Consider the following 21,855-nt stretch of genomic DNA (forward strand, 5'->3'; position numbering starts at 1 on the left):
GCGATCGCTCAGCCGCGAACGTGCCAATGTATGACTGAAGATCGCTATCCGAATGTAGAGCACCGATCGCACGCAAGACCGCGATTCCAGCGGCGATCGAGACAGGACCTGGGTTGTCCGCCAGCAGCTTATCCAGCGCAGCTACGATGTCAGACACATCCATCTCCTATATTGGCATAAACTGCGCCGCAGATCTTCCTCACGTCGCGGAGGTTAGCGTCAATGCGCTTGCAGCCCCTGCGCCGGGCGATCTCGGCGCCGAGGTCGGTCAGCGTCCTGTCCCCGCCGGCCGCAAGCATCTCTGCCTTGTCGTATTTGGCTCGCATCCGGCATTTCTCGCATGTGACAATGATTTTGGCAGCCGGATAGCGAGAGAGGATTGCCGTGGTGCTTAGTGTGGTGCTCACGCCGGATCTTCCCGCCAAACCGGCACGCGATTGACCTTGATTGCACCAGGCGACCGATGCGAAGACCGACGGCCTCGCGGCCGGTAGGCACGAACGCCACGACGTCGAGCCGTCCGTGATCCCGCCCGCCGGTTTCGCATGTCATCCGCTCAGCAAGCGAATCGACATCGACGTCGCCGAAGATCTGGATCAGGTCCGAAGGCTGGTAATTGTGCTGCCGCTTGCAATAGCGGCAGGTCACGCGGACCATGCGCAGCGTGTCGATCAGGTTCGACAGCGGATAGTCGCAGTACTTCGGGCCATAGCTCTCGGGCATGAGAACGAAATGAGAACAAATTCCTTGCCCGTCAAGCCGGTTTGTGGAATCTTTTTTGGAGTGGAGGAGATGTCGCATGCCGCTGCGATATGCTGTCGAGACGTGCCCGAACAACCCAACGGTGCTGCATATGAAGCTCAACGAAGCCGCAGAGAACGGCGGCCGCGTCGTCAATGTCATCTGGCAGCCGGAGCACGATGTGATCATGCGTGACGCCACCCAGGATCCGCGCATGCCGGTCGAAGCTGGTTACGTGATCATCCTAGAGTACTTCGAACAGGATCTAGCAAATGAGCGATGAACCCAGCCGTCCAGGCGAACAGTCGCCGAGCCGTGAACGAGGTCCGCTTGGCCATCTGTGCGGCCACGAAGGCTGCGGCAAGGATGCTGGCTGGGGATTTGCCAAGCCGAAACAGGCTTCGCACTGGTTCTGCTACGAGCACCGCGGCGACGGGGAGGCCTACCTTTGATTAGAAAGCCACGACGCACCGGCGATTATCCCGACCGCGTGGTCGACTGTCAGGAGGCGATGGAGCCGGGTTTTCAGGCGATCATTGATTGCATGATCGAGGCAGGCTGGAACCGCGAGGAGATCAAACAATCGCTTCGTCGACTGATCGCAGCCGACAACATGACGCAGAAGGAAAACGCCAAGGTGGAAGCAGAGCTGGCGATCGCGCGGGCGATGATCCGGGCCGGCCGGCCGAAGCCCTGATAAGTGTTCCGACCTATCCCCGCTTTGACACCGCGCTATCGTCGAACTCGGCTTCCAACTGGTCGCTCACCGGCTTCGGTTCGCTACCGAGCGGCGCGCCGTCGAAGCCCTGCAGCCACGCTTCCGCATATTCCGCCCAATATTACGGCGCGATGCGTTCCTTGCCGTCCTTGCGCGCCTGCTGGCCGTACATCCAAGGATAGGTGACGCGCTCTTGGTCCCTCTTAGCGACCGCCATCATCGTCCTCCCAGAAGTCCTTCAGCATTGCGTGGCGAAGCGTCTCTTCGCCCTTGAGAAACCGCACTCTGCCCGAAAGTCCCGGCTTCAGCCACTCCGCCTTTTCCTTTCTCAGGCCCTTGGGCGGCGGCGCGCCGACCTTGCCTTGCACCCGGGCCCATAGCGCCTGACGCTTGTCCGCCTTGAAGGTGACGAAGGCGCCGCCCATGTAACGGCCCTTGTCGGCCATTAGCACCATTGCCGACTTGCCGCGCTCGCGCTGCACGCCGATGATCTCCATCACCTTCTCGTCGAAGCATTTGATCTTGCGCCAGATCGTCGTCGGGCCGCTGCGATAGATGCTGTCCAGCCGCTTCGAGACGATGCCTTCGAGGTTTGCCTCGCAGGCGAGATGGTAGACAGCGTCGCCCGTGCCAGGCAGCGCCTCGCTGAACTGGATGCGCCGCCGGCCGGAACAAGCGCCTGTAGCACCTCGCGCCGGTCCTTGAGCGGCATGTGACGCAAGTCATGGCCGTTGAGGTGGATGGGAGTGGAACAAGCCTGACATTGCTTTGGCCAAAGTATGTTGGCGACGATCCTGTAGATACGGTGGATGAGCTTCAGAGCCAAGTCGAAACGCTCAAAGGCAAATTGAAAGACGTAGTTGACAGTGAGCCTAAGCACGTTTCCGAAGCCGTCGCGAGTGCCGTCTCGAATCTTGCAGGCACGCTAAAGGGCGTAGTGGCGTTCGCGCATGAGGATGCGCCGTGCCCAGTTGGTTACAATGATCTTGGGGTACTCCTGATTCCTCGTTTCCAACCTAGTTTTGATACGTCCAGTTTTGTCAGTCCCGGCGGCAAGGCAGGATCCGGCGACTACAATGGGAACCCGAATATCCGGCTAGATCATGTAAAGCTCTGCACTAGGCCTTGATGCTGGCAAGCGCCGTGACTGGTCACTTCCTGCGAGCAATTACCATCGTCTGGTTGCGAATCTCCTGGCGGAGGTCGGACACCTCGCCCGTGAAGTGGTTGATCGCCTCGATCAGGCGATACCCGAGTTGCCGGCTCTTCTCGGCGTCCGTCCGTTGCGCACCAGCCTCGCGCGTGTGCGCCTCGATCGCTTCCGCAAGCTGCTTGACGGCCTTGCTGTCGACCAGCGCGCCGGCGACCTCGAGCTGATGCTCCAGCGGCATCGGGTTCTTCTTCCTGTAGCGCAGTCCGAAGGCGGCCAGAACGCCAAGGAGAACAAGGCCGAGGAAGTTGGCGAACTGGATAAGCTGTTCGACCGGCATGCCGAAGATCATCAAGGCCTCCGAAGCGTGGCGCCGACATCGGCCCACGCTCCGCGTCTTGCCTGCGCCCCGGCGAGACTGTTGCATGACCATGTCGCCGGAGACGTCTTCAACCGGCGCCCGAGCCGAAGCTCTACTTGAAGCACGTGCCGACCATGGAGCCCAGCGCAGCCCCGGCCAAATCGTTGGGTCGCCGAATAGCTGAACTTGGCATTTGGGCAGGAGTGACCCTTCTAGGGTTCAAGATGGCAGGAGTAGTATAGTGGGGAAAAGCGACCTTAGTGCTTTTCCGCTGCCTAGGGCTCGTTTACCAGTTCTCACTGGGTTTGCCGTCCTTCGACGGATCGGTGGGAGCGAATTTTGTCTATTTCTGCAGAGACTCTTGTCGGCTATCAAAGGGCCGAGTTTGCTAAAGCATCCAAGAAGCGCGTCTGGCTGTTTTTGCTTCAATTGGCGATCGCCGTGCCTGCGGCAGCTTCAGTCCTAATCACCAACGACACCTGGGTCTACATCCTCTCGATTGTGGGCTTTGTTTTGCTTGTTTTGTGGTGGCGGGCATTCGTTGGATATCAGCGCACACGCAATGCGGCGCAAGCAGCGCGACGAGCCGCATTGTTGGTAGGAGGCTTAGGTGGTGAATTAACCCCAGACGCGACGCTGACGTTCAGACGTATGATGACGGTCACGGAAGAGGAGGCGGCAGAGCATCAGAAATCAGACTACTTCGCGACAGCATCGTCGCCCGGACCAGCGAGACTGGGGGAGATGCTCGAAGAATCTCAGCGGCCATCTCCAGGGCTTAAGCGCCAACGCAATGCTTGGCGTGCTGGTCGTCTTCGCTGTCATCTTCGCCTTAATGGCCTTCGCTGCCCTGCCTTTTACTGATAAGGCTACAACCCTGACAATACTCCGAATCTTTCTTGCCCTGCTCGTATTCGCGTTCTCTTCAGACGTTCTCGGGGCCTATTTAGGTCATCGGAACGCCGCCCGTGACATCGAAAGCGTTCGGATGAGGCTTCAACTAGCCCGAGCGGGCAACTTTCCCCTTACCGACGTAATCCTGCTTATGGGAGAATACAACCTGGCTGTCGAAAGTGCTCCGGAGGGGGTGCCCTACACCTATTCGTTGTCGGAGAAGCGACTCAACAGCCTTTGGGCCGAATACGTCGCCAACTTACAGCAGATCAAACAGAAACCGCAGGCGGCGTAATGAAACACGTCGACCTGTTTAGGAATTTCCTCAACGACGAGGTCAATCTCAACCAGACTCGTGTCGACAGTCTGGAAACGAGCATCGATGCGATCAAGAAGTTTGTCCGCGAAAGTGATTGGGAACCAAAGATTGTCAGATGGGTGGGCCAGGGTTCTTGGGCTCACAAGACCATCATAAAGCCCGTCGACGCGGGAGAGTTTGACGCCGATCTTCTGGTCATGGTTTCGCCGGTCGAGGGCTGGGAGGCGACGAACTACATCGACGAGCTTTATTGGGAATTCAAGGCAAGCTCCACATACGGCGACATGGTGCGCCGCTATTCTCATTGTGTCACAATTTCATATGCAAACGACAAAAAGATCGATATCGCCCCTTGCGTGATCGGACGCGCTTATGCTGGCAGCATCGAAGTTTGCAACAGAAACACCAACCAGTTCGAGAAGTCAGCTCCGGAAGAGTATACGTCCTGGCTTATTCAGCGAAACACTTGGTCAGGAAGCAATAGCTTCCGGAAAGTCACTCGCCTCATTAAGTATCTGCGCGACATCAAAGGCACGTTCAAGTGTACGTCAATTATGCTCACCACGCTGCTGGGGGAGCGAGTATCGGCCTTCGACCAGAATTCAGCAAACGTCGCCGACACACCGACCACTTTGAAGACAATTTTTGATCGCTTGGACGATTGGCTTCAGGCGCGCGAAGTGAAGCCAATGGTCAGCAACCCGTGTCTCTATGGTGAAGACTTCGCATCAGACATGACGCAGGACCAGTACGCCAACCTGCGAACGGTGATCCACCGCTACAGAGGTTGGATCGACGACGCATTTGCCGAAACCGACCGGAGTGAAAGCATCGGCAAGTGGCAGCGCGTTTTCGGTGAAGCCTTTGCGAAAGACGTGGTGCTTGAGGAGGCTGTCGAAGTTTCCAAGACGGCTGTTGCGAGCGCGCGCCAAGTCTTCGGTGCGATAGCGGACACATCCGGCGACTTGGTCACCCTGCTCGGGCGCTTCGGAGCACAAGTCATCCCCAGAGGCATTAGAAACCTCCCTCATATGAGACGTCCGACGTGGCAAGTGTCTCCGACCCCGTCCATGTCGGTCGTTGTGAAGGCGGAGCTGTACGCGTCGCGTGGTTTCAACAAATTGAGAGACATCAATTCAGCGGACATTTTGCCGCCAGGTCGCTGGGTCCAATTTCGGGCCACTGCCGCCAACGGCCTGCCGCTGATCGGCGAAGAATACGATGTTCAATGGAGAATAACTAACACTGGTCGGGTGGCCCGGGCCCACAATGCGCTACGCGGAGAGTTCTACCCGTCCGATACCCGAGGCTATCGCTGGGAGCGCCTCGAATATCGAGGGGTCCATGTGGCCGAAGCGTTCGTCATTCGGAAGAGGGGCAACATTCAAATCGGAAAGAGCGAACCATTCTTGGTCGCGGTGGAATAGGCCGGCTTGAGCAGAGACCTGCAGATGCCAGCCAGTTCGCTGTAGTGGGGGCCAGTTGTTGAAGAAGGGAAAGAGTGATGGCACTCAGCCTCGCTGAGCAGATGTTCTATTGCGCTACCAAAGTGGCGACGTTCTCTGGTCCCCGGCCTTTGCAAACAGGGACCGGCTTTTTCTACGTGGTGCACCTTGCCCAAGACCGCACCCGCGATGTCCACCTGCTCGTGACAAACAAACACGTCATGGAAGGAGCGGATCGCATTGGACTGACTTTTCACAAGAACGGCGGAGATGGATCTCCGGTCAATGATGGTGAGTTTTTCAACGTCTTTATGAATATTGGAGAGGGGAGTGTGATCGCGCATCCCAACCCAGACATTGATCTTTGCGCCATCGCGATGGGCCAAACCCTTAATATGATGCGTTTGAGCGGGAGGCCGCTGTTTTACGTTGCCCTGGAGAAAGCGGCCATTCCCACCGATGAGATTTGGGCGAAGTTCGATGTGATCGAGAAGATCACGATGATTGGGTGCCCAAACGGCCTTTTCGATACTGCAAATAACATGCCCATAGCGCGCAGTGGATCAACCGCGACAGACATAACAAAAAAATACCAAGGCAAGAGTGAGTTTCTGATTGACCTCGCGTGCTTTCCTGGCTCGTCTGGGTCGCCTGTCTTTGTCTACGATCCAAACGGGGGGCTGGATCGTGGTTCGGCCACACTAGAAATTGGCAGGGTCAAGCTGTGGTTTGTAGGCATTCTCTATGCCGGGCCCACTATAAACAACCTGGGCGAAATCCAGCTGGCAAGGCGGCCGACATTCCAGTTCGCGTCCATGATGCATTTGGGCCAAGTGATTAGATCGACCGAAATTCTCACTTTCGACAGGCTTATTCAGGAGATGGATGCCGGTGGGCGCCTTTGAGCAGTAATGCCAAAACGGCCGCGCCGGACCTCGGCAAACGTTCTGGCTGAGCGAGCGCTCGAATGATTGTGGCGCCGTCGGCATTGACACTGATCAATGCGGAGACGCTCAAGATGGGTTGCTTCTTTCACTACCAGGCTGACACGCCTTCACGGTTGAGACTCGCGGCGATGACTTGAGCGGCATTGTCCCGTCGTCGGCGAAACGTCGAATAAGCCCAGCTGCGCGGCCGCCTTCGCGCAGCATGAGAGCCTGCTCATCTTGTTAGGCTGACGTCGTCGATGTCGAACAATGGGCCGGAGTAATCGGGGGCATTGTCCGCAAAAAACTCGACTTGCCGTTCCCCCTCGTCCTTCTCGGAAATATAGACGACCACCTCGGCTTTGGACCAATGCGTGTCCGGCTGCTCTGATCCGAGCATCGTTGCGAAAACAATTCTACCCGCAATTTTGGCGATAGCTGGAGTCTTACCAGCCACTTTTTGTCGGGGTATATACCAGAATGAAAAGGTGTAGCGACCCTCGTTCAGAGCGACCGTCTGCCTGATGCTTCCGGTGCCCGAGCCCAATCCGCCGACGCTGGCGCCAAGCTTGCCACTGTGGGAATCATCATTGACGGCCGAGTTGCCTTTGAAGACCCAATACTTGCAGCCCGCCGCCTTGCCGCTCGTACAACCAGGATCGTCGAAGCTCCCATTCTTGATCAACTCTGCTGCGAACGCGCAATGTCCGGCGCTTACTACAAACAGGCAGACACTCGCTCCAAGAAGCCGGCGGGCGAACGGGCCAAGTATTGCAATGAAATTCTTCATGGAATGCCCTCCCTATGTATAGTTTCTAATATAATAGCGCGCGCACGAGGCCAGAAAGTCAATGGGGACGTCACCAAGGGACGACGCCAGCAGCGTTCAATCTGGTTGAGATTAGCGCAGCGGCCTTGTCGCGCCGCCGCCGAAATGTCGAGTAAGCCCATCCGCGGCGCTGGCACTCTACCTCGGTATGGCGCCCACGAATCGCCCAAAAGCACCAGGTTACCGGCGCCCGGCGCGCGGCCGGCTCGGCTTCGACGTATCGGCCCCAATTCGGCATGCCGCGGTCGCCGATCAGCACCTTTTCCATCCGAGAGCTGTCGCGCGCGGTGCGCTGCACGCGCACTCGCGTGACGGTGCGGGCGGCGCCCTCCTGGTGTTGGTTGACCTCGTCCGAGAACTCGACCCGATATTCCGGCCAGTTGTTCTTGAACCAGTCCGGACCGACCTGGCCAGTAGTGTCGAGCAGCACCTCGAACGCGTGCACCATGGCGTTTTTAACGAGCGTCGGTGTCCAGCCGGCCATCAATCGAACTCACCATCTGTGGTTGCATCGTACATGTCGTCTCGAATCGCGCAGACGTTGATCCGGCGAAGATATTCCTCGCCTGTTAATCCGCGCTTCTTCGCCTGGCGGGCGAGCTTGGCGCGCTCACGGAAGGTCAGGTTGACCGAGATGCGGCGATGCTTCGGGCCGCCGACTTCATGCAGCGGCAGGCCCCAGTTCTTCCATTGCCGGCGCACGGTGGCGGCGCTGGTGCCGTCCGCCATGCGACGCTCAATCTCGGCCGAGGAGTAACCGAGGCCGGTCAGGAACCCGATGAATGCACCCTTCGCGATCGTCCAGCGGATGACGACCGGATAGCCGTTTGGTTCGTCTGGGATGGCATGCAGGTCTGCATCGCCGTCGATCGCTACCCCAAGGTCGAGGACAACCTTCAGGCCATCCATCACATCGTCGAGGCCCGCTGCATCGAGATGCGGCACGGCGGACTGCATATCGTCCGTGCGACGCTCCGCGGCTTCACCGCGCTGCCGGCGCCTAAGCCGCCGAAAAAAAGTGGCGCGAGGTTCTGGGCTTCGCGCCCCAGCAGCGCCCAAGCCCGTAAGCGTCCGGTCGTTACACGTCGCTCAAGTCTTGACAGGATTTCCGACTTTCCAGGCCCAGGGCAGGTGTTCATCGAGCCGGTTTACCGGGTGACCGTCGACCATGCGGATGAGTACATCACGCAGCCAGGCATACGGCTCGACGTTGTTGAGCTTGCATGTTTCGATCAACGAGCAAAGTACGGCCCAGCGATGACCACCGCCATCACTGCCCGCGAAGAGATGGTTCTTGCGGCCGAGCGCGATAGGTCTGATCGCGCGCTCGACCGGATTGGTGTCGAGCTCGATGCGGCCGTCGTACAGGAGACGGGTCAGGCCGTCCCAGCGCGAGAGCGCATAGCGGGGCGGCTTCAGCGAGGGTGCTGCGACCTGGCAACAACGGCAGCTGCGCTTCGAGCTAGATCCGCATGGCGTCGACGATGGTTTGGAGCGGCTGCGCCTGGCTGCAAGCCGATGCCCCGGCGATTGGCCGCGAACATCGGTCTCGACGGCATAGAGTTCGCCGACCCGTCGCAAGGCTTCCACCGCGATCGGCGCATTGGTTGCTTGCGCAACTTCGTAGAACTTGCGCCGCGTATGCGCCCAGCAGGCAGCCAGAGCGATGTCTCCCTTGCCGGTAAGACGCTCGAGCCCGGCGTATCCGTCAACATGAAGGACGCCCTTGAAGTGCTCGAGATGCGAGCCCGGACGTTCAGCCTTGCGATCCGGCGCAAACATGTAGATCGCCGCTGGCGGCTCCGGTCCGCCCCATGGCCTCTGCTCGCGGGCGTATACCCACAGCCTGCCGGTCTTGGTGCGGCCGCGGCCGGGATCGAGCACCGGGACCGGTGTGTCATCGGCAAAAAAGATGGTGCGAGGCGAAGATGTTCTTCGCCAGCCGCTCATGCAGGGCTTCCAGCCACCAGCACGCGCCGCCGACCCAACCGGCGAGGGTCGAGCGCGGAAGCTCGACGCCATTGCGGGCGAAGATCTGCGACTGTCGATAGAGCGGCGTGTGATCGCAATATTTGCTGACCAGCACCTGCGCCAGCAGCGCCGGCGTCGCCAGGCCGCCAGCGATCGGCCGCTCCGGTGCCGGCGCCTGCACCACCGTCTCGCAAGTCCGGCAGGCATATTTTGGCCGCGTCGTCCTGATCACGCGAAGCTGCGTTGGAATCCAGTCCAGCATCTCGCTGACGCTTTCGCCGATGGCATGCAGCGCACCGCCGCAGCAAGCGCAGGTCATGTCGTCGACATCGACCAGAACATCCTCGCGCGGCAGATGATCGGGCAGCGGCTTGCGATGCGAAGGCCGCTCGGCCGACGGCTTGCCGACGAACGGACGGCTCTCCTGGATGCGTGCGATACGGCGTCGAGCTCTTCCAGCGCGAGCGCTGTCAAGCAGCACGAAGATTTCCGCATTTGGGCAACAGGAAGTTTTCCGCACGACGGGGCTGGCGTTGATGGCGACGCAGACGAGCAGCCCGCCGGAGCGACCCACACGAGTCTGGCTTCGGCGGGCTGCTCGCGCACGTCGGTGGAGGATTAAGGTGTCACGCACGGGCCGTATCCACGTCGATTTGGGCCATGAGCCGCTGCTCGATATGGCGAAGCCGATAGCTGGGACCGTCTGTCTGGATGACGTGACAATGGTGCAAAAGCCGGTCGAGGATGGCAGCGGCAAGTGCTTCGTCGCCGGCCAGCATGGCCGGCCACTCGGTGATGGATTTGTTCGAGGTGATGAGCGTGCTGGAGCGCTCGTAGCGGTAGTTGACGACCTGGAACAGGCGGTGCGCATCACGCCGGTCGAGCGCCTGGAAGCCCAGTTCGTCGATGATGAGCAACGGCACGCTCAGATAACGCGGCTTGCGTATGCCGGCCGCCGGCTCCCTGGCACGTCGCATGCTTTCGATCAGTTCATCGGCTTCCATGAACAGCGTCGAGAAACGGTTCTGCACGGCCTTGACGCCGATCGCCGCGGAAAGATGCGTCTTGCCCGTGCCGGGCGGGCCAAGCAGCAGGATCGTCTCCCTGCAGCGCACGAACTCGCAGGTTGCCAGCATCTCGATCTTGGCGCGCTCGATGCTGCGATTGAACAGAAAGTCAAAGCCTTCCAACGTGCGCCCGATCGGCAACCGGCTTTGCTTCAGCCAGTTTTTGACCCGCTTCTCCTCGCGCACCGAAGTCTCGCTCTCGGCGATGCGTTCAAGGAACGCCGCAAGCCTCAACTGCTCGCGTACACCCTCTTCGATCAACTCGGCCAGGTGCCGCTTGACCGCAGCCGCAGACGCGCCCGCCAGCGCGAACACGCGCTGCCCATCATCCAGCTCGATCGCCACCATGCCGTCCGGCGGCCGCACGAGATTCCGCAACGCGACGAGCGCCGGCGGCTCGTTTTCTGCTCCATCGGCGAGCTCGACCAGCGCCAGTTCTGGCGCCTTGCGGGCGGTCAGGCCGAACTCCTCCCGCCAGCGGAAGGCCATGCTGGTGGCAATGCCATGGCGGCGGCAGACCCGCGCGACGACAACGCCGGGTCTCTCGGTCTCCGCAACGATTGCCCGCTTCTGCTCTTCGGTGAAGCTGCGCCGGTGCGATCGCCCGTCCATCGCCTCGGGTGTCAAGCGGTATTGGCGCCGTGCGCAATTAGCAGCGCTGCTTAATAGGGCTCGGGCACTCGGATGAAGCAGCGATCGCCAGTCCATTTCGTCGCCGGATTCCTCGAGCCGATCGCGCCAGATCCGCAGCGCATGTCGCGAAAGTCCGAGCGCGGCGGCGTACTCGGCATGGCCCAGGCCGCTCCAGTTCAGTGCCTCGACATGCATGCTCCAGAACGCCCGCAAAGCAACCGGGCCGCTGTCCGTGCGCTTGCCGTAGCGATAGCGCGGCCGCCTCTGCGGGCGCTTCGGTTGCTGCGTCTTGCGCTGCCGTCCGGTCTTCTTCCGGCGCAAATTCTGCAGCTTTTCCGCACGCTTGCGCAGGTCGTCACTGCTCACCAGATGGTGCATCCACAGATCGAAAGTTCTGATCGAGAGATCGCGCTGGCGGCAGAATTCCTGCGCACTGAGATTGCTGCTGAGCCAGCTCGCGACCTGCGACGACCAATAGGGGCTGTTGGCCGGCCCAGGAGCGGCGCGCCATCGAAGATCATCCTCCTTGATAAGAAGGAACCCGACATGACGCGAGATTGCACTACTTCAAATATGTGCAGGGACCGGACGCTCACACCAACAACCGAGGGATGGCAAGATAAAAGGGCGCACATTGTGCTGCGGTCGAGCGGTGGGTTTTCAATGAGTTATATGGAGATTTCGCAACGTGCGGCCGTCGAACGCACATTGCGACGATGGCGATTTTGACGCTGCTTCAAGCGCTTAGTGCAATGTGCATTGGCCCGCGTGTGATCGATAGGACTATGAGCGGGAAGAAGGAGGAGGGGCACGTTCCGACGCGGCGGCGCCTGGTTGGACAGCGACTTGCGCTGCGAGCCATCTCTACGGCCGATCTGCCAGCGTCGGTCGCAGGTGGCGGCCGAGCGCTGGCTTGTCTGGTGCGCATATCCCTCTCGCGGTGAGGGTTGCCGAGCTTATTCCTCTGCATTGAGACACACTGTTCGCGGCAAAGACTTTCATAGTCTGAGTCTTGTGTCTCGACTGCGTACGTGGCATCGCCGCCAACGATGCCGAGCCCCTGCCGCCTACGCCTGGTTAGCTGTATGAGCCGTGGCGGGTATCAATACTGACATGAATGCGCGAACCGTCCTGTTAAGGTCCTGGCGATGTGACGGTGGTCGCTCGGTTCTGCCGTGAAGAGGAGAATTCACCACGTCCAGGGTCAGCCGTCGCGCCTTGCTCAGGCTGCCCAGTCGTTGCCTCGACCGTTGTCGCAAACGGTCACGGCACGAAAGCGTTACCTTGTGACCAGCAACCATCCAATGACCTGCTAGCCCTGATTGGGACGCATAAGACAGCATATGCAGCGTTCGGCGAGGTCCACAGAAGGTGCGGCCGCAGCCGCGACCACGTCAGGGCTGGCCGGGAGGAGGAGAGGGCTGCTGGACGTCTGCGCCTATCCTGCGGTCAAGGAAGGCGATCGCCTGGCCAAAGCCCGATGTCTTTTAGAGATCGAAGCGCGCGGCGAACTCGACCTGCCCGAGCACCTTCAGGCCCTTCTTTGGTCGACGATGTCGAGGGCATGAGACCGACCACCGGCTAGCCGGTCAGCTTCGTTCAGATCATCCGAAGCCCGCTGGAAAAGGTTCGTTGCGAGGCTGATGACCGGCATTCGAGACAACACCTTTGGATATATAGAGGCGATCTCGGGATTTGATCTTTTTCCGGGGACGGCGATCAACACGATCGCGATCCCGAAGCCAGCGAGACCAATTCCGGCGATCACATCGACCGTGTAATGGTTGCCGACAACCGCTGCGGAAATGGCCATTACCACATTAAGTAAGAGAAACGGATAGCGGAGCCATTTCAACTCCCAAGCTGCCCATGCGAAGAGGACGGCGCTTGCTGCATGCAGAGATGGGAACGTCATGATTCCCTTGGCCTTGCTTAGGCTGAAGATGAACGCGGGATCGGATCTGACGCCCTTCAGCTCGTCCAGGAAAACGTACCCCCATGTGCGATCTATGTTTTGCAGATCGGCCGGGTGAATGTTGAACGTTGTGTACGTACCAAGGGCTGGGTACCAGATGGATATGACGCAGCCCAAGAAATAGATCACCGCGTACATCAATATCATCTGGTACGAGCGCAGCGGGCGCCCAAAAACTGCCAGGACAATTGGCAACCAGATAAGCTGTTGAGTGAAGCTCTCATAGGCAAGGTTGAGCGGCTGCGCGAGGTATGGCCGGCTGTCGATGAATTTGAGAAGGGCTGGCCAGTCGACACCAAGTGCCTGATCCATGGCCTTCAACTGGTCGTCAGCCAAGGGCAGGTTGAGTCGGGCGGCGAGATAGACAGCAATAACGATCGGGACAACAAGCAGGACGCCGTAGAGAAAGCTCTCGGTCGCGGCCCTGATCCGCGGCCGCGGCCTGAATGTGATGCCGCAGATCAGGGCCAGAATAAACCACAGTGCGAAGGGACCGACGAAACCGTAGTCGACATTAAGCCCCACCTGCGCCGTGAGCGGCAAGACAACCAGGTAGGAGCCGATCGTCGACCAGATCAGTGCGGCTCTCGCTCTTGCAAGGTCGGACATCACCATATCCCAAAGCAATGCGGGAGACGGTTAATTGCGTGGTATTAAGAATCCATTGCCGTTCTGGAGTCAATTGGCGCGGTGTACCAGGCTACCATATAGTATTTGCATGATTTTGTTACAAAATTCAGAATATTTGCATTAGACTAAGCTAATGTTCAAATTCATTGCTTGTATCGTGTATGTATGCTACTTGAAGTATGTTCTCTGGATAAGTCTGACGAAAGTCGGATTGGCGGCGATCCAACTATGGTGGCTCGTCAATCCATCTCGATCGAGCGTTCGCCATCGAAGTCGTGGCGGCGCGCACTTTCTTGCGCGCTGCAATTTGTGGAGATCAACGGTGTTTGGCAAGACAACTCTCTTCACTCTCTTGGCAATTTTCTGCGTCTCGGAGGCTAACAGCGCGCGAGCAGCCTGCACGCTCCCCAACACCTTGACCAATGGCCAGACCGCTGATGCGACCCTGGTAATGGCGGATTTCAACGCCCTGGTCGCCTGTCTGACCGCGGCAGCTCCCGGGGGGTCGGCCAACTCCATACAATACAACAATGGCTCGGGCGCCTTGGCCGGAGTAGGGCCTTTGACCGACGGTCAGCTTGTCATTGGCGCAACGGGAGGCGTGCCGCAGGCGCAGAATCTTACAGCCGGTTCCGGCATCACCATCACCAACGCTCCTGGAAGCATCACTATATCGTCGGCAGGCGGCGCCGGCGGTTCGGTAAGCCCATTTTACGATGCCAACGTCATTCCCTTGACGAAGCCGACAGCCTCTTCATTCACGGTGGCAAACAGCACCGGCAACACCGGCACTCTGACCGACATGGCGAGCCGTGGCGTCGTTTTGTCCACGCCCGGCTCCGGCAACGTCAATACGACGATGGAGCAGCCAATCGTCAACAGCAGCGCCTTCACGGTGACCGCGCTAGTGTATCCGGTGGGCTATCTCAACAGCAATTGGTTCTGGGGCATCTGCGTCAAGGATACGTCCGGCAAGTATGCCGCTTTTGGCTTCCGCAACCAGACCCCCGTTTCCTATTTCAAGTTTTCCAACATCAACACCTACAACAGCTCGTCGACGTCCACTGGGATTGTGAACGCCCAGAATCCCATCTGGGTGAAGCTTCAGGCTGCGAGCGGGACGTTCACATTCAGCTTCTCGTTCGATGGCGAGCATTTCAATCCTGGCTGGTCGGTTTCGATGACGGATTATTTGACCTCAAATCTGTCAACGGTCGGGATTTTCATCCTGAACAATACCACCGGCCGAGACTTCCCACTGGACGTGTTGTCCTGGACGAACACCACGCCTTGACGTTGCGGCCTATTCGTCGATGGCGAAACCGTTTGTGCCGATGACTCAAGGAGCGCGTATGTCAATCTCGGTGCAGTCGTTCATTCCTCGCAGGCCACGGCGCATGCTCGTCCTGGCGTTTCTGACGGTTTCAAGTTCGGCCATCGCTGGGTCAGTCGCGTATACCTATGACCCGGCCGGCCGCCTTACGACTGCGCTCTACGATAACAATACCTGCATAGCCTACAGCTACGACGCCAATGGCAACCGGACATCGCAGACCAACACGGTCGGGGGCGCTCCGGTGTCCGCCGTGTGGGGATCTGGTGTGTGGGGCTGCTTCAAATGGACACCGTAACGCGGCTGGTGACGACCCGGCAGTAAGTCCCGGTCCCACACGTCGGTAATCCTAGCTCCAGGCTTTGCATTGCGAATGGCTCTCCGGAGGCGATGATGAGGAATTTGAGGTGGTTAGCAGCAGCTGTCGCGATCTTTGGATTGTCGCCCGCACCGGTCAACGCTGCGGTAGTTCGAGAGCCGGCTCCAGTTTCGGCCGCACTTTCCTCAGCTAGGCTTCCGGAGGCCCTGGTCGCGACCGGCCCAACAAGCGAAACAGACGATGACGCGCTTATGCAAGCGCTGAACGAATTTGGACAAAGCAGCGATGCTTCGAGGTTGCGGGGCTTAGAAGAGTTCGTCGCCAAGCATCCCTCTTCGCCTTGGGCTGCGGCCGTATGGACCAATCTTGGCCTTTCCTACGTGCATGAAGGTTATTTTTCGCGTGCGATCGGGGCTTGGCGCCAAGCGTGGGATTCGGGCAAGTTGGCGACGGATCCTCGGGCCAGAGCCTTGGTCGACCGTGCCGTCGCCGAGCTTGCGCAACTCTATGCAAATCTGGGCCAGAACGACAAACTCTCCGCGCTGTTTGATGAGGTTGGCGGGCGGCCGATTACGGGCTCAGCCACGGAGGCGTTCCAAAACGCGCGCGAAGAGCTGGATTTGGCCGCCAAAGACCCAAGGCATTTGTTCATCTGCGGCCCGCTCGCACTTCAACAAGTGCTGAGAGCCCGCAACGTCAGTTTCGAAAAATCTGATGGACTTCAGTGGTACCGCGCAGGACCGAACGGAACGAACCTCGCAGAGGTCGCAGGGCTAGCCGACAAAGCTGGCCTCTCCAATCGCCTGATCTTCCGGAAGCCTGGGCAGAACGTCCCCATCCCCTCGATCCTTCATTGGAAGGTCGGGCATTTTGCGGCAGTCGTTGGTCAGGCCAACGGCCGGTTTCATATCAGAGATTCGGTCTTTTCTGGATCCGACCTCTGGGTCTCGCAAGCGGCACTTGACGCTGAAGCGAGTGGTTACTTCCTCATTCCTTCTGATCTTTTGGCAGACAGTCGATGGAGGGCGGTCGACACTAAAGAAGGATCCGCGATCTGGGGAAAGGGACCCACGAACGGACCTAGACCTGGCGATCCGGGTGACCCTTTTGCAAATGGCGGAGGAGGACCTGGCGGCCCCGGTGGACCTGGAGGGCCGGGTGGGCCTGGCGGACCGGGTGGACCCGGCGGGCCAGGCGGGCCAGGCGGACCTGGCGGACCGGGTGGACCCGGCGGACCGGGTGGACCTGGCGGTATTACCACCGGCAAAGAGGGACCCGGACCTTGTCCGCTATGCGGCTACAACATCAAGGAATCGAGCGTCAGCGTGTTCCTTTCGGATACCCCAGTCGGATATACGCCACCGATAGGCCCGCCCGTCAAAGTGAGCATAAGCTACAATCAGAGAGAAGACAGTCAGCCGGCGAATTTCAATTTCTTCAACGTCAGCTCCAAATGGACGATCAGTTGGCTGGCTTATGTCACTGACGACCCGACCAACCCTGGCGCAAATGTGTCTCGATATATGCAGGGTGGTGGCGCATTCTATTACCTCGGATACGATTCCAACGCTGGAACGTTTGCTGCGCAGGACGATGACGGCTCTATTCTGGTTCGTGTGTCCGGCTCGCCCATTACTTACCGGCGCCAACTGAGAGATGGTAGCGCTGAGATCTACGCGCAGTCGGACGGCGCTGCAGCGTTCCCCCGCAGAATATTGCTGAGCCAGGTCGTCGACCCGCAAGGGAATGCGGTAACACTGAACTACGATGGCCAGCAGCGGCTGATTTCGCTTACCGATGCGGTCGGACGTCTCACCACGTTCACATACGACCGGCTAGGCACGCCCCTGCTGATCACCAAAATTACGGACCCGTTCGGCCGCAGCGCGACCCTCTCGTATGATGCCAATGGACGCCTGAGCTCGATCACCGACATTATCGGCCTGACTTCAAGGTTCACTTACGACGCGAATTCGCTCGTCAACGCTTTGACGACACCCTATGGCACGACGACCTTTGCCTATACGACGCCCGGGACCAGTAGTCCGCCCCGCTTCGTCGATGTGACGGACCCGTTAGGATACCACGAGCGTGAAGAATGGGTGGAACCGTCGGCGATTCCCAACAGCGATCCGGCGAACACCGTCCCGCAAGGCATGGCGGTGACGGACAACTATCTGACCTACCGGAACAGCTTCCACTGGGACAAGGACGCTTATGTCGCGGCCGGGTGTACGCCTACCGGCGGATGTGACTACACCAAAGCCCGGGTGACGCACTTTGTGCACATGCCGAATACCTCGATCAAAGGCACTGCGATCGAAAGCATCAAGTACCCGCTCGAGAACCGCATCTGGTACAACTATCCTGGACAGACAAGCAGCATCTATGGGGGAACCTTCAGTCACCCAACTGCGATCGGCCGTGTCCTCGACGACGGCACGACGCAGCTCAGCAAGTTTTCCTATGACGAAGGTGGTTTCTTCAACCTGACCCAAGTCATTGATCCGATCGGTCGCACCACATCTTACGCGTATGCCAACCAGGTTGATTTATCCGCAATCAGCCAGAAGACCCAGGCGGGCGTGCAGACGACGATCGCGCAGTACACATACAACGGTCAACACCGCCCGATCTTCTATACCGACGCCGCAAGTCAGACATGGCGATATACTTACGACGCGGCTGGCCAAATGACCTCGTCGGTCGACCCATTGGGACACGTGACAACTTATCACTACGACGCGTCGGCAAATCTGACGTCCATCACCAATGCCAACAACGCCACGGCGGCAACCTATACTTATGATGGCTTCGATCGCGTGCGCACCTTTACCGATTCCGAAGGGTGGACTGCCACTTACGATTATGATGCTGCTGATCGGCTGACAAAGGTCACCTATCCGGACGGCACGGTTGATCTCTACACCTACGACAAGCTTGACCTGGTCGCTTACAAGGACCGACTGGGCAGGACATGGAGCTATACCTACGATGCGAACCGGCGCCGCACGAAGGCGACCGACCCGCTCGGCGCTCAAACGTTGTTTGGCTACGATCGCCAGGACCAACTTGCCAGCCTGACCGACTCCAAAAACAGCACCACGGCATGGACGTATGACTTGCAGGGTCGCTTGTCCCTGAAGACATATGCGGACAGCAGCACCCTCACTTATGCGTACGAGAATACGACCAGTCGGCTGAAGTCTGTTCTCGATGCACTAGGGCAGACCAAACAATACAACTATGCCAAGGATAACAGGCTAACTGGCATCAGCTATCTGAACGCAGTGAACCCAACACCTAACGTCAGCTTTGGCTATGACACTTATTTCCCGCGCCTTGCATCAATGACTGACGGTAGTGGTTCCACCCAGTACAGCTATTTCCCACCCTTCGCCCAAGGTGCACTCCAGCTTCAGCAGGAGAATGGGCCACTGGCAAACAGCGCCATTACATATGCCTATGATGGGCTCGGAAGACCAACATCACGGACCGTCGCTGGCGCTGCTGCGGAAACCTTCGGCTACGACGCCATTAGTCGCCTGACCACTCACTCGAATGACCTTGGCTCGTTTGCGCTGACATATCTTGGTGAAACGGGACAAATAACCAATCGTCAGCTTTCAAACTCGACACTGTCGACAAGCTGGAGCTATCTTCCCAATTCCGGCGATCGACGTCTGGCTCAGATCAAGAACACAGGACTGTCAGCGGGCCAGTTTTCTACCTTTGACTACACCACTAACGCTGGGAACCAAATTACGCAGATTTCGGAGACGAGCGATACTGCAGCTCTGTATCCGTCAGCCAGCGCGCAATCGGCTACCTACAATAACCTCAACCAACTCACTAACTTGTCTGGGCAGGCTCTGAGCTATGACGCCAATGGGAACTTGGTGTCCGATGGCCAACGCACCTATAGCTGGGACGCTGAGGACCGGCTTGTGAGTATCACTTATCCCGTCACGCCTGGCAAGGCGACAAGCTTCTCCTATGACGGCCTGGGGCGCCGCGTCGCCATGACCAGCAAGCCGGCCATTGGCAGCTCAGTCACAACTACCTACGTCTGGTGCGACAGTTCCCTCTGCCAAGCGCGGAACGCCGGCAACGATACCACGCGTGAATACTTGGTTGAGGGCGAGCTCGTGCCTGGCGCGTCTCCTGCTGCCTATTTTTACGGCCCTGACCAGATTGGCTCGGCACGACGCGTGTTCGCCACCTCAACCAGTGCTCCTGCTTATAGCTACGACCCTTACGGCGTTCCCCTCCAAGGCACGGGGCCGCTTACGGATGTCAACTACGCTGGAACACTCTACAATAATGACAGCGGGCTTGGCCTAACTCTCTATCGAACCTATGATCCAGTTGCCGGGCGGTGGTTGTCCAGGGATCCAATCGGGGAGATGTCAGATCCCGCAGGAAACCTCTATGCCTATGTCGGCGGGAACCCAGTTACCTTTTCGGATCCAAGTGGTCTTTTGCCCATGTGCGGACCAGGGGCGCCGGGCCCGGCCGACCCATACTACCAGCCGGTCGCCGATATAACGGGGTTTACAAGACATGGCATAAATCAAGCAATAAATCGAACAGTAGGTCCAGCAGCTATCATGGACGCCGTAACGAACCCAATTTCGGTGACGCCGATGGCGAATGGCACTACCAGATTTACTGGAGCCGGCGCAGTCGTGGTCCTTAACCCTCTCGGCCAAGTTGTTACCCTCTGGCCGAAATGACAAATTATGGTAAACGATGATGAGTATCAAATTAATGGGAGCGGCAATCCGCGCAATCCTACTATCGGATTGGGACCCGTTACTGGTCAGAGATGTGTCGGTGGCGCAGGACGAGTATGACGCCTATGTAGGGCCGCTCATCGGCCTTATTGAACGTAAAGCACCGGTTAGTGCGGTTCGCGACTACTTGCTAGAGGTTGAAAGAGGTTCAATGGGATTGATCGGCGATGAGAAGCGCGCCTTGGCTGTGGCAGGTCTGCTCACAGAGCTAAAGGAAGCATCTTGATCAGTATGTATCCTGTCTGAAAGTCAGAAACGCGCCCGTATCGTTGAAAAGTCAAATTGCGCTCCGGAATGGATGGCGCTTTCGGAACAGGCTTGGACTTCCGTCTTACCTGGACTCTCAGTTCCCGTCTTACGGTCCTCTGCAGCTTGCCGTAAGGGCGTGGTGTGAAGATGCTCCGGCCGTGTCCGTGTAGGTCATTTGCCACATATCATTTGCCGTCCAGCCGACGGGAAAGCCGGACGCCTGGTCCCCCTCCATTCTCTGAAATGAATTCGATTCCTGCCTCCTCTAATGCCTTAGCCAGGGCTTCGAGCGTCGTTTGTCTGGGAATCGTTTGAGAGCTCTCAATTCTGGCAAGTGTACGCACTGTCAGACCGGAGGCGCTTGCCAAGTCCTCTCTTGTCCAATCGATTAATGCCCGTGCTGCTCGGAGTTGCTGGGGCAATATGTCCTTTTTCATGACATTCATCTTGTAAAAAGTCACAAAAAGTGACATGACTGGAGGGCGACTAACGCGGCCGCACAGGTGCTCGGTACACCAGTGCGGCCTGACCACGCCTAAGCTTCTGGGAGCTCGGATCATGGCTGATTCCGACAATACCACGACTTTGCCTTCCGTCACGCAGCAGAGAAGCGACGACCGGGCGGCAAACAGATGCGGTCAATTCGACGACGCAGACCCGGCTTTTGCGCTGCTACGAGACTGGTTGCGGGCCCAGCATGTCTCGCGGGTTCTCTGCCGGCTCCAGCAACGGCTGGAAACGCGTATTCTCAGAGCCGGCTGTGCGCCGCCGATGGACGTGAAGGCCGGCTATTCGATCGCCTACCAGGCGGAAGTGGAGGCCGCGACAGCGGCTTTGAAGGTTCAAGATAGGCTTCCGCGCACGCCTGCACACTCACTTCTCGGCGTCGTTGCCAAGCTGGAGATAATTGTCGGCGCGGATCGCGACATCGACGACCCGACAGATTTTCCCTGGCCACACATCGAATCGATCCTGCGTGATCTGAAGGAAGTCGCCGGGAGCGTGCCACTTGAGGGGCCCGACCGATCTATCGTTCAGGCGGATTGTCGGCGGTATCAAGCCATAGCCGCCGATCTGACCGGTCTCGGAAAGGACGCCGCTGATCTTCCGCTTGTCGGGTACCGGGCATTGGTGTCCGACAGAGAGTAGAAAGGGATACGTGGGCGCACATAACGGCCATTCGGCGCTGAGGCGATTTCCGCCATCTTTGTCCCGATGCAGATATTCTCGGGACAGAAACGGTGAAGGCGGCGCGTCCTGCAAAACGCGCAGTCAGACGCGACGCGGAGGCCGATCTGTTTTCACGGCGGCGCGTCGTTGACGAGGCGTTCCTGGAACGAACGGCCCGCTTGTTTGAGGCTCGCATGGGGAGGTCGCTCTCAACGGAGGATGCAAGGCAAATCGTCGACAACATCGGCGGCTTCTTCCGCATCCTTGCCGAATGGGAACGGATTGACCGGGGCAAATAGCTGGCGATTCATGGTCACCTGACGGCCCTC

The 21,855-nt window shown here is 58.7% G+C and carries 23 protein-coding genes and 1 pseudogene; 12 read left to right on the forward strand and 12 right to left on the reverse strand.

Going from position 1 to position 21,855, the window contains the following annotated elements; translation table 11 throughout:
* Positions 1 to 219: 219 nt before the first annotated feature.
* On the reverse strand, positions 220 to 801 hold the full coding sequence (locus tag MJ8_RS14860) for a hypothetical protein (protein WP_201415062.1): 582 nt from the start codon (positions 799 to 801) through the stop codon (positions 220 to 222).
* Here MJ8_RS14860 and MJ8_RS14865 point away from each other — a divergent pair.
* From MJ8_RS14865 to MJ8_RS14875, 3 genes are read left to right on the forward strand one after another with little or no spacing between them, the layout of a single operon-like run.
* Entirely contained in the window at positions 800 to 1,024 is a 225-nt protein-coding gene (locus MJ8_RS14865) for a hypothetical protein (protein WP_201415063.1), read from the forward strand. The genes MJ8_RS14860 and MJ8_RS14865 overlap by 2 nt on opposite strands.
* Positions 1,014 to 1,193, forward strand: coding sequence for a hypothetical protein (locus tag MJ8_RS14870; protein WP_201415064.1), 180 nt, complete (start codon positions 1,014 to 1,016; stop codon positions 1,191 to 1,193). The genes MJ8_RS14865 and MJ8_RS14870 overlap by 11 nt, the downstream gene beginning before the upstream one ends.
* Entirely contained in the window at positions 1,190 to 1,438 is a 249-nt protein-coding gene (locus tag MJ8_RS14875; protein WP_201415065.1) for a hypothetical protein, read from the forward strand. The genes MJ8_RS14870 and MJ8_RS14875 overlap by 4 nt, the downstream gene beginning before the upstream one ends.
* 224 nt (positions 1,439 to 1,662) lie before the next feature.
* Here the strand turns inward: MJ8_RS14875 and MJ8_RS32315 are convergent, their stop codons facing one another.
* Positions 1,663 to 1,956, reverse strand: coding sequence for a hypothetical protein (locus MJ8_RS32315; RefSeq protein ID WP_225248266.1), 294 nt, complete (start codon positions 1,954 to 1,956; stop codon positions 1,663 to 1,665).
* A 215-nt stretch (positions 1,957 to 2,171) separates the two neighbouring features.
* Here MJ8_RS32315 and MJ8_RS14890 point away from each other — a divergent pair, with 215 nt between their 5' ends.
* Entirely contained in the window at positions 2,172 to 2,588 is a 417-nt protein-coding gene (locus tag MJ8_RS14890; RefSeq protein WP_210345625.1) for a hypothetical protein, read from the forward strand.
* Positions 2,589 to 2,610: 22 nt separating this feature from the next.
* Here MJ8_RS14890 and MJ8_RS14895 read toward each other — a convergent pair whose 3' ends face one another.
* A complete protein-coding gene (locus tag MJ8_RS14895) occupies positions 2,611 to 2,961 on the reverse strand; it encodes a hypothetical protein (protein WP_201415066.1) in 351 nt (116 codons plus the stop codon).
* 802 nt (positions 2,962 to 3,763) lie between these two features.
* Here MJ8_RS14895 and MJ8_RS14900 point away from each other — a divergent pair.
* The 3 genes from MJ8_RS14900 (at position 3,764) to MJ8_RS14910 (ending at position 6,533) form a co-directional block, all read left to right on the forward strand.
* Positions 3,764 to 4,159 (forward strand): hypothetical protein, encoded by a 396-nt coding sequence (locus MJ8_RS14900; protein WP_201415067.1) that lies wholly within the window; start codon positions 3,764 to 3,766, stop codon positions 4,157 to 4,159.
* Positions 4,159 to 5,610, forward strand: coding sequence for an SMODS domain-containing nucleotidyltransferase (locus MJ8_RS14905; protein WP_201415068.1), 1,452 nt, complete (start codon positions 4,159 to 4,161; stop codon positions 5,608 to 5,610). Before MJ8_RS14900 ends, MJ8_RS14905 begins: the two co-directional genes overlap by 1 nt.
* 77 nt (positions 5,611 to 5,687) lie before the next feature.
* Complete coding sequence (locus tag MJ8_RS14910) at positions 5,688 to 6,533, forward strand: S1 family peptidase (protein ID WP_201415069.1); 846 nt, start codon at positions 5,688 to 5,690, stop codon at positions 6,531 to 6,533.
* 256 nt (positions 6,534 to 6,789) lie between these two features.
* Here MJ8_RS14910 and MJ8_RS14915 read toward each other — a convergent pair whose 3' ends face one another.
* From MJ8_RS14915 to MJ8_RS14940, 8 genes and pseudogenes are all read right to left on the reverse strand, one after another.
* Positions 6,790 to 7,344 carry a hypothetical protein gene (locus tag MJ8_RS14915; protein ID WP_201415070.1) on the reverse strand — a complete coding sequence of 185 codons (555 nt, stop codon included), beginning with the start codon at positions 7,342 to 7,344 and terminating at the stop codon, positions 6,790 to 6,792.
* A gap of 70 nt (positions 7,345 to 7,414) precedes the next feature.
* On the reverse strand, positions 7,415 to 7,867 hold the full coding sequence (locus MJ8_RS14920; RefSeq protein WP_201415071.1) for a hypothetical protein: 453 nt from the start codon (positions 7,865 to 7,867) through the stop codon (positions 7,415 to 7,417).
* A complete protein-coding gene (locus tag MJ8_RS32675; protein ID WP_201415072.1) occupies positions 7,867 to 8,340 on the reverse strand; it encodes a hypothetical protein in 474 nt (157 codons plus the stop codon). The genes MJ8_RS14920 and MJ8_RS32675 overlap by 1 nt, the downstream gene beginning before the upstream one ends.
* A 132-nt stretch (positions 8,341 to 8,472) precedes the next feature.
* Positions 8,473 to 9,333, reverse strand: coding sequence for an IS66 family transposase (gene tnpC, locus MJ8_RS14930; RefSeq protein ID WP_263649672.1), 861 nt, complete (start codon positions 9,331 to 9,333; stop codon positions 8,473 to 8,475).
* A complete protein-coding gene (locus MJ8_RS32550) occupies positions 9,281 to 9,835 on the reverse strand; it encodes an IS66 family transposase (RefSeq protein ID WP_263649673.1) in 555 nt (184 codons plus the stop codon). The genes tnpC and MJ8_RS32550 overlap by 53 nt, the downstream gene beginning before the upstream one ends.
* A gap of 145 nt (positions 9,836 to 9,980) precedes the next feature.
* On the reverse strand, positions 9,981 to 11,420 hold the full coding sequence (gene istB, locus MJ8_RS14935) for an IS21-like element helper ATPase IstB (protein WP_201415073.1): 1,440 nt from the start codon (positions 11,418 to 11,420) through the stop codon (positions 9,981 to 9,983).
* A gap of 30 nt (positions 11,421 to 11,450) precedes the next feature.
* Positions 11,451 to 11,612, reverse strand: a pseudogene (tnpA, locus tag MJ8_RS32795) (IS66 family insertion sequence element accessory protein TnpA); the annotation flags it as partial.
* A gap of 973 nt (positions 11,613 to 12,585) precedes the next feature.
* On the reverse strand, positions 12,586 to 13,638 hold the full coding sequence (locus MJ8_RS14940; protein WP_201415074.1) for a phosphatase PAP2 family protein: 1,053 nt from the start codon (positions 13,636 to 13,638) through the stop codon (positions 12,586 to 12,588).
* 343 nt (positions 13,639 to 13,981) lie between these two features.
* Between MJ8_RS14940 and MJ8_RS14945 the strand changes: the two genes are divergently transcribed.
* The 3 genes from MJ8_RS14945 (at position 13,982) to MJ8_RS14965 (ending at position 20,333) form a co-directional block, all read left to right on the forward strand.
* Positions 13,982 to 14,953 (forward strand): hypothetical protein, encoded by a 972-nt coding sequence (locus tag MJ8_RS14945; protein ID WP_201415075.1) that lies wholly within the window; start codon positions 13,982 to 13,984, stop codon positions 14,951 to 14,953.
* Between the two features lie 432 nt (positions 14,954 to 15,385).
* Positions 15,386 to 20,047, forward strand: coding sequence for an RHS repeat-associated core domain-containing protein (locus MJ8_RS14960; RefSeq protein ID WP_225248267.1), 4,662 nt, complete (start codon positions 15,386 to 15,388; stop codon positions 20,045 to 20,047).
* 19 nt (positions 20,048 to 20,066) lie between these two features.
* Positions 20,067 to 20,333, forward strand: coding sequence for a hypothetical protein (locus MJ8_RS14965; protein ID WP_210345619.1), 267 nt, complete (start codon positions 20,067 to 20,069; stop codon positions 20,331 to 20,333).
* A gap of 208 nt (positions 20,334 to 20,541) precedes the next feature.
* Here MJ8_RS14965 and MJ8_RS14970 read toward each other — a convergent pair whose 3' ends face one another.
* Positions 20,542 to 20,916, reverse strand: coding sequence for a helix-turn-helix transcriptional regulator (locus MJ8_RS14970; RefSeq protein WP_318528215.1), 375 nt, complete (start codon positions 20,914 to 20,916; stop codon positions 20,542 to 20,544).
* On the opposite strand from MJ8_RS14970, the gene MJ8_RS14975 reads away from it, so the two are divergent.
* Both MJ8_RS14975 and MJ8_RS14980 read left to right on the forward strand, forming a co-directional pair.
* Positions 20,915 to 21,505, forward strand: a complete 591-nt coding sequence (locus tag MJ8_RS14975) for a hypothetical protein (RefSeq protein WP_201415078.1) — start codon at positions 20,915 to 20,917, stop codon at positions 21,503 to 21,505. The two genes, MJ8_RS14970 and MJ8_RS14975, sit on opposite strands and share 2 nt — an antisense overlap.
* 92 nt (positions 21,506 to 21,597) lie before the next feature.
* Complete coding sequence (locus MJ8_RS14980; RefSeq protein ID WP_201415079.1) at positions 21,598 to 21,825, forward strand: hypothetical protein; 228 nt, start codon at positions 21,598 to 21,600, stop codon at positions 21,823 to 21,825.
* The last annotated feature ends 30 nt before the right edge of the window (positions 21,826 to 21,855 follow it).

Source organism: Mesorhizobium sp. J8 (assembly GCF_016591715.1).
In the GTDB taxonomy this organism is placed as follows: Bacteria; Pseudomonadota; Alphaproteobacteria; order Rhizobiales; family Rhizobiaceae; genus Mesorhizobium.

What these genes read in the sequence shown, in the direction of transcription:
- MJ8_RS14865 (WP_201415063.1), top strand. Translation starts at nt 800, where the DNA reads ATGCCGCTGCGATATGCTGTCGAGACGTGCCCGAACAACCCAACGGTG.
- MJ8_RS14860 (WP_201415062.1), bottom strand. Translation starts at nt 801, where the DNA reads ATGCGACATCTCCTCCACTCCAAAAAAGATTCCACAAACCGGCTTGAC.
- MJ8_RS14870 (WP_201415064.1), top strand. Translation starts at nt 1,014, where the DNA reads ATGAGCGATGAACCCAGCCGTCCAGGCGAACAGTCGCCGAGCCGTGAA.
- MJ8_RS32315 (WP_225248266.1), bottom strand. Translation starts at nt 1,956, where the DNA reads ATGGAGATCATCGGCGTGCAGCGCGAGCGCGGCAAGTCGGCAATGGTG.
- MJ8_RS14895 (WP_201415066.1), bottom strand. Translation starts at nt 2,961, where the DNA reads ATGATCTTCGGCATGCCGGTCGAACAGCTTATCCAGTTCGCCAACTTC.
- MJ8_RS14900 (WP_201415067.1), top strand. Translation starts at nt 3,764, where the DNA reads ATGCTTGGCGTGCTGGTCGTCTTCGCTGTCATCTTCGCCTTAATGGCC.
- MJ8_RS14905 (WP_201415068.1), top strand. Translation starts at nt 4,159, where the DNA reads ATGAAACACGTCGACCTGTTTAGGAATTTCCTCAACGACGAGGTCAAT.
- MJ8_RS14910 (WP_201415069.1), top strand. Translation starts at nt 5,688, where the DNA reads ATGGCACTCAGCCTCGCTGAGCAGATGTTCTATTGCGCTACCAAAGTG.
- MJ8_RS14915 (WP_201415070.1), bottom strand. Translation starts at nt 7,344, where the DNA reads ATGAAGAATTTCATTGCAATACTTGGCCCGTTCGCCCGCCGGCTTCTT.
- MJ8_RS14920 (WP_201415071.1), bottom strand. Translation starts at nt 7,867, where the DNA reads ATGGCCGGCTGGACACCGACGCTCGTTAAAAACGCCATGGTGCACGCG.
- MJ8_RS32675 (WP_201415072.1), bottom strand. Translation starts at nt 8,340, where the DNA reads ATGCAGTCCGCCGTGCCGCATCTCGATGCAGCGGGCCTCGACGATGTG.
- tnpC (WP_263649672.1), bottom strand. Translation starts at nt 9,333, where the DNA reads ATGAGCGGCTGGCGAAGAACATCTTCGCCTCGCACCATCTTTTTTGCC.
- MJ8_RS14940 (WP_201415074.1), bottom strand. Translation starts at nt 13,638, where the DNA reads ATGTCCGACCTTGCAAGAGCGAGAGCCGCACTGATCTGGTCGACGATC.
- MJ8_RS14960 (WP_225248267.1), top strand. Translation starts at nt 15,386, where the DNA reads ATGAGGAATTTGAGGTGGTTAGCAGCAGCTGTCGCGATCTTTGGATTG.
- MJ8_RS14965 (WP_210345619.1), top strand. Translation starts at nt 20,067, where the DNA reads ATGAGTATCAAATTAATGGGAGCGGCAATCCGCGCAATCCTACTATCG.
- MJ8_RS14975 (WP_201415078.1), top strand. Translation starts at nt 20,915, where the DNA reads ATGGCTGATTCCGACAATACCACGACTTTGCCTTCCGTCACGCAGCAG.
- MJ8_RS14970 (WP_318528215.1), bottom strand. Translation starts at nt 20,916, where the DNA reads ATGATCCGAGCTCCCAGAAGCTTAGGCGTGGTCAGGCCGCACTGGTGT.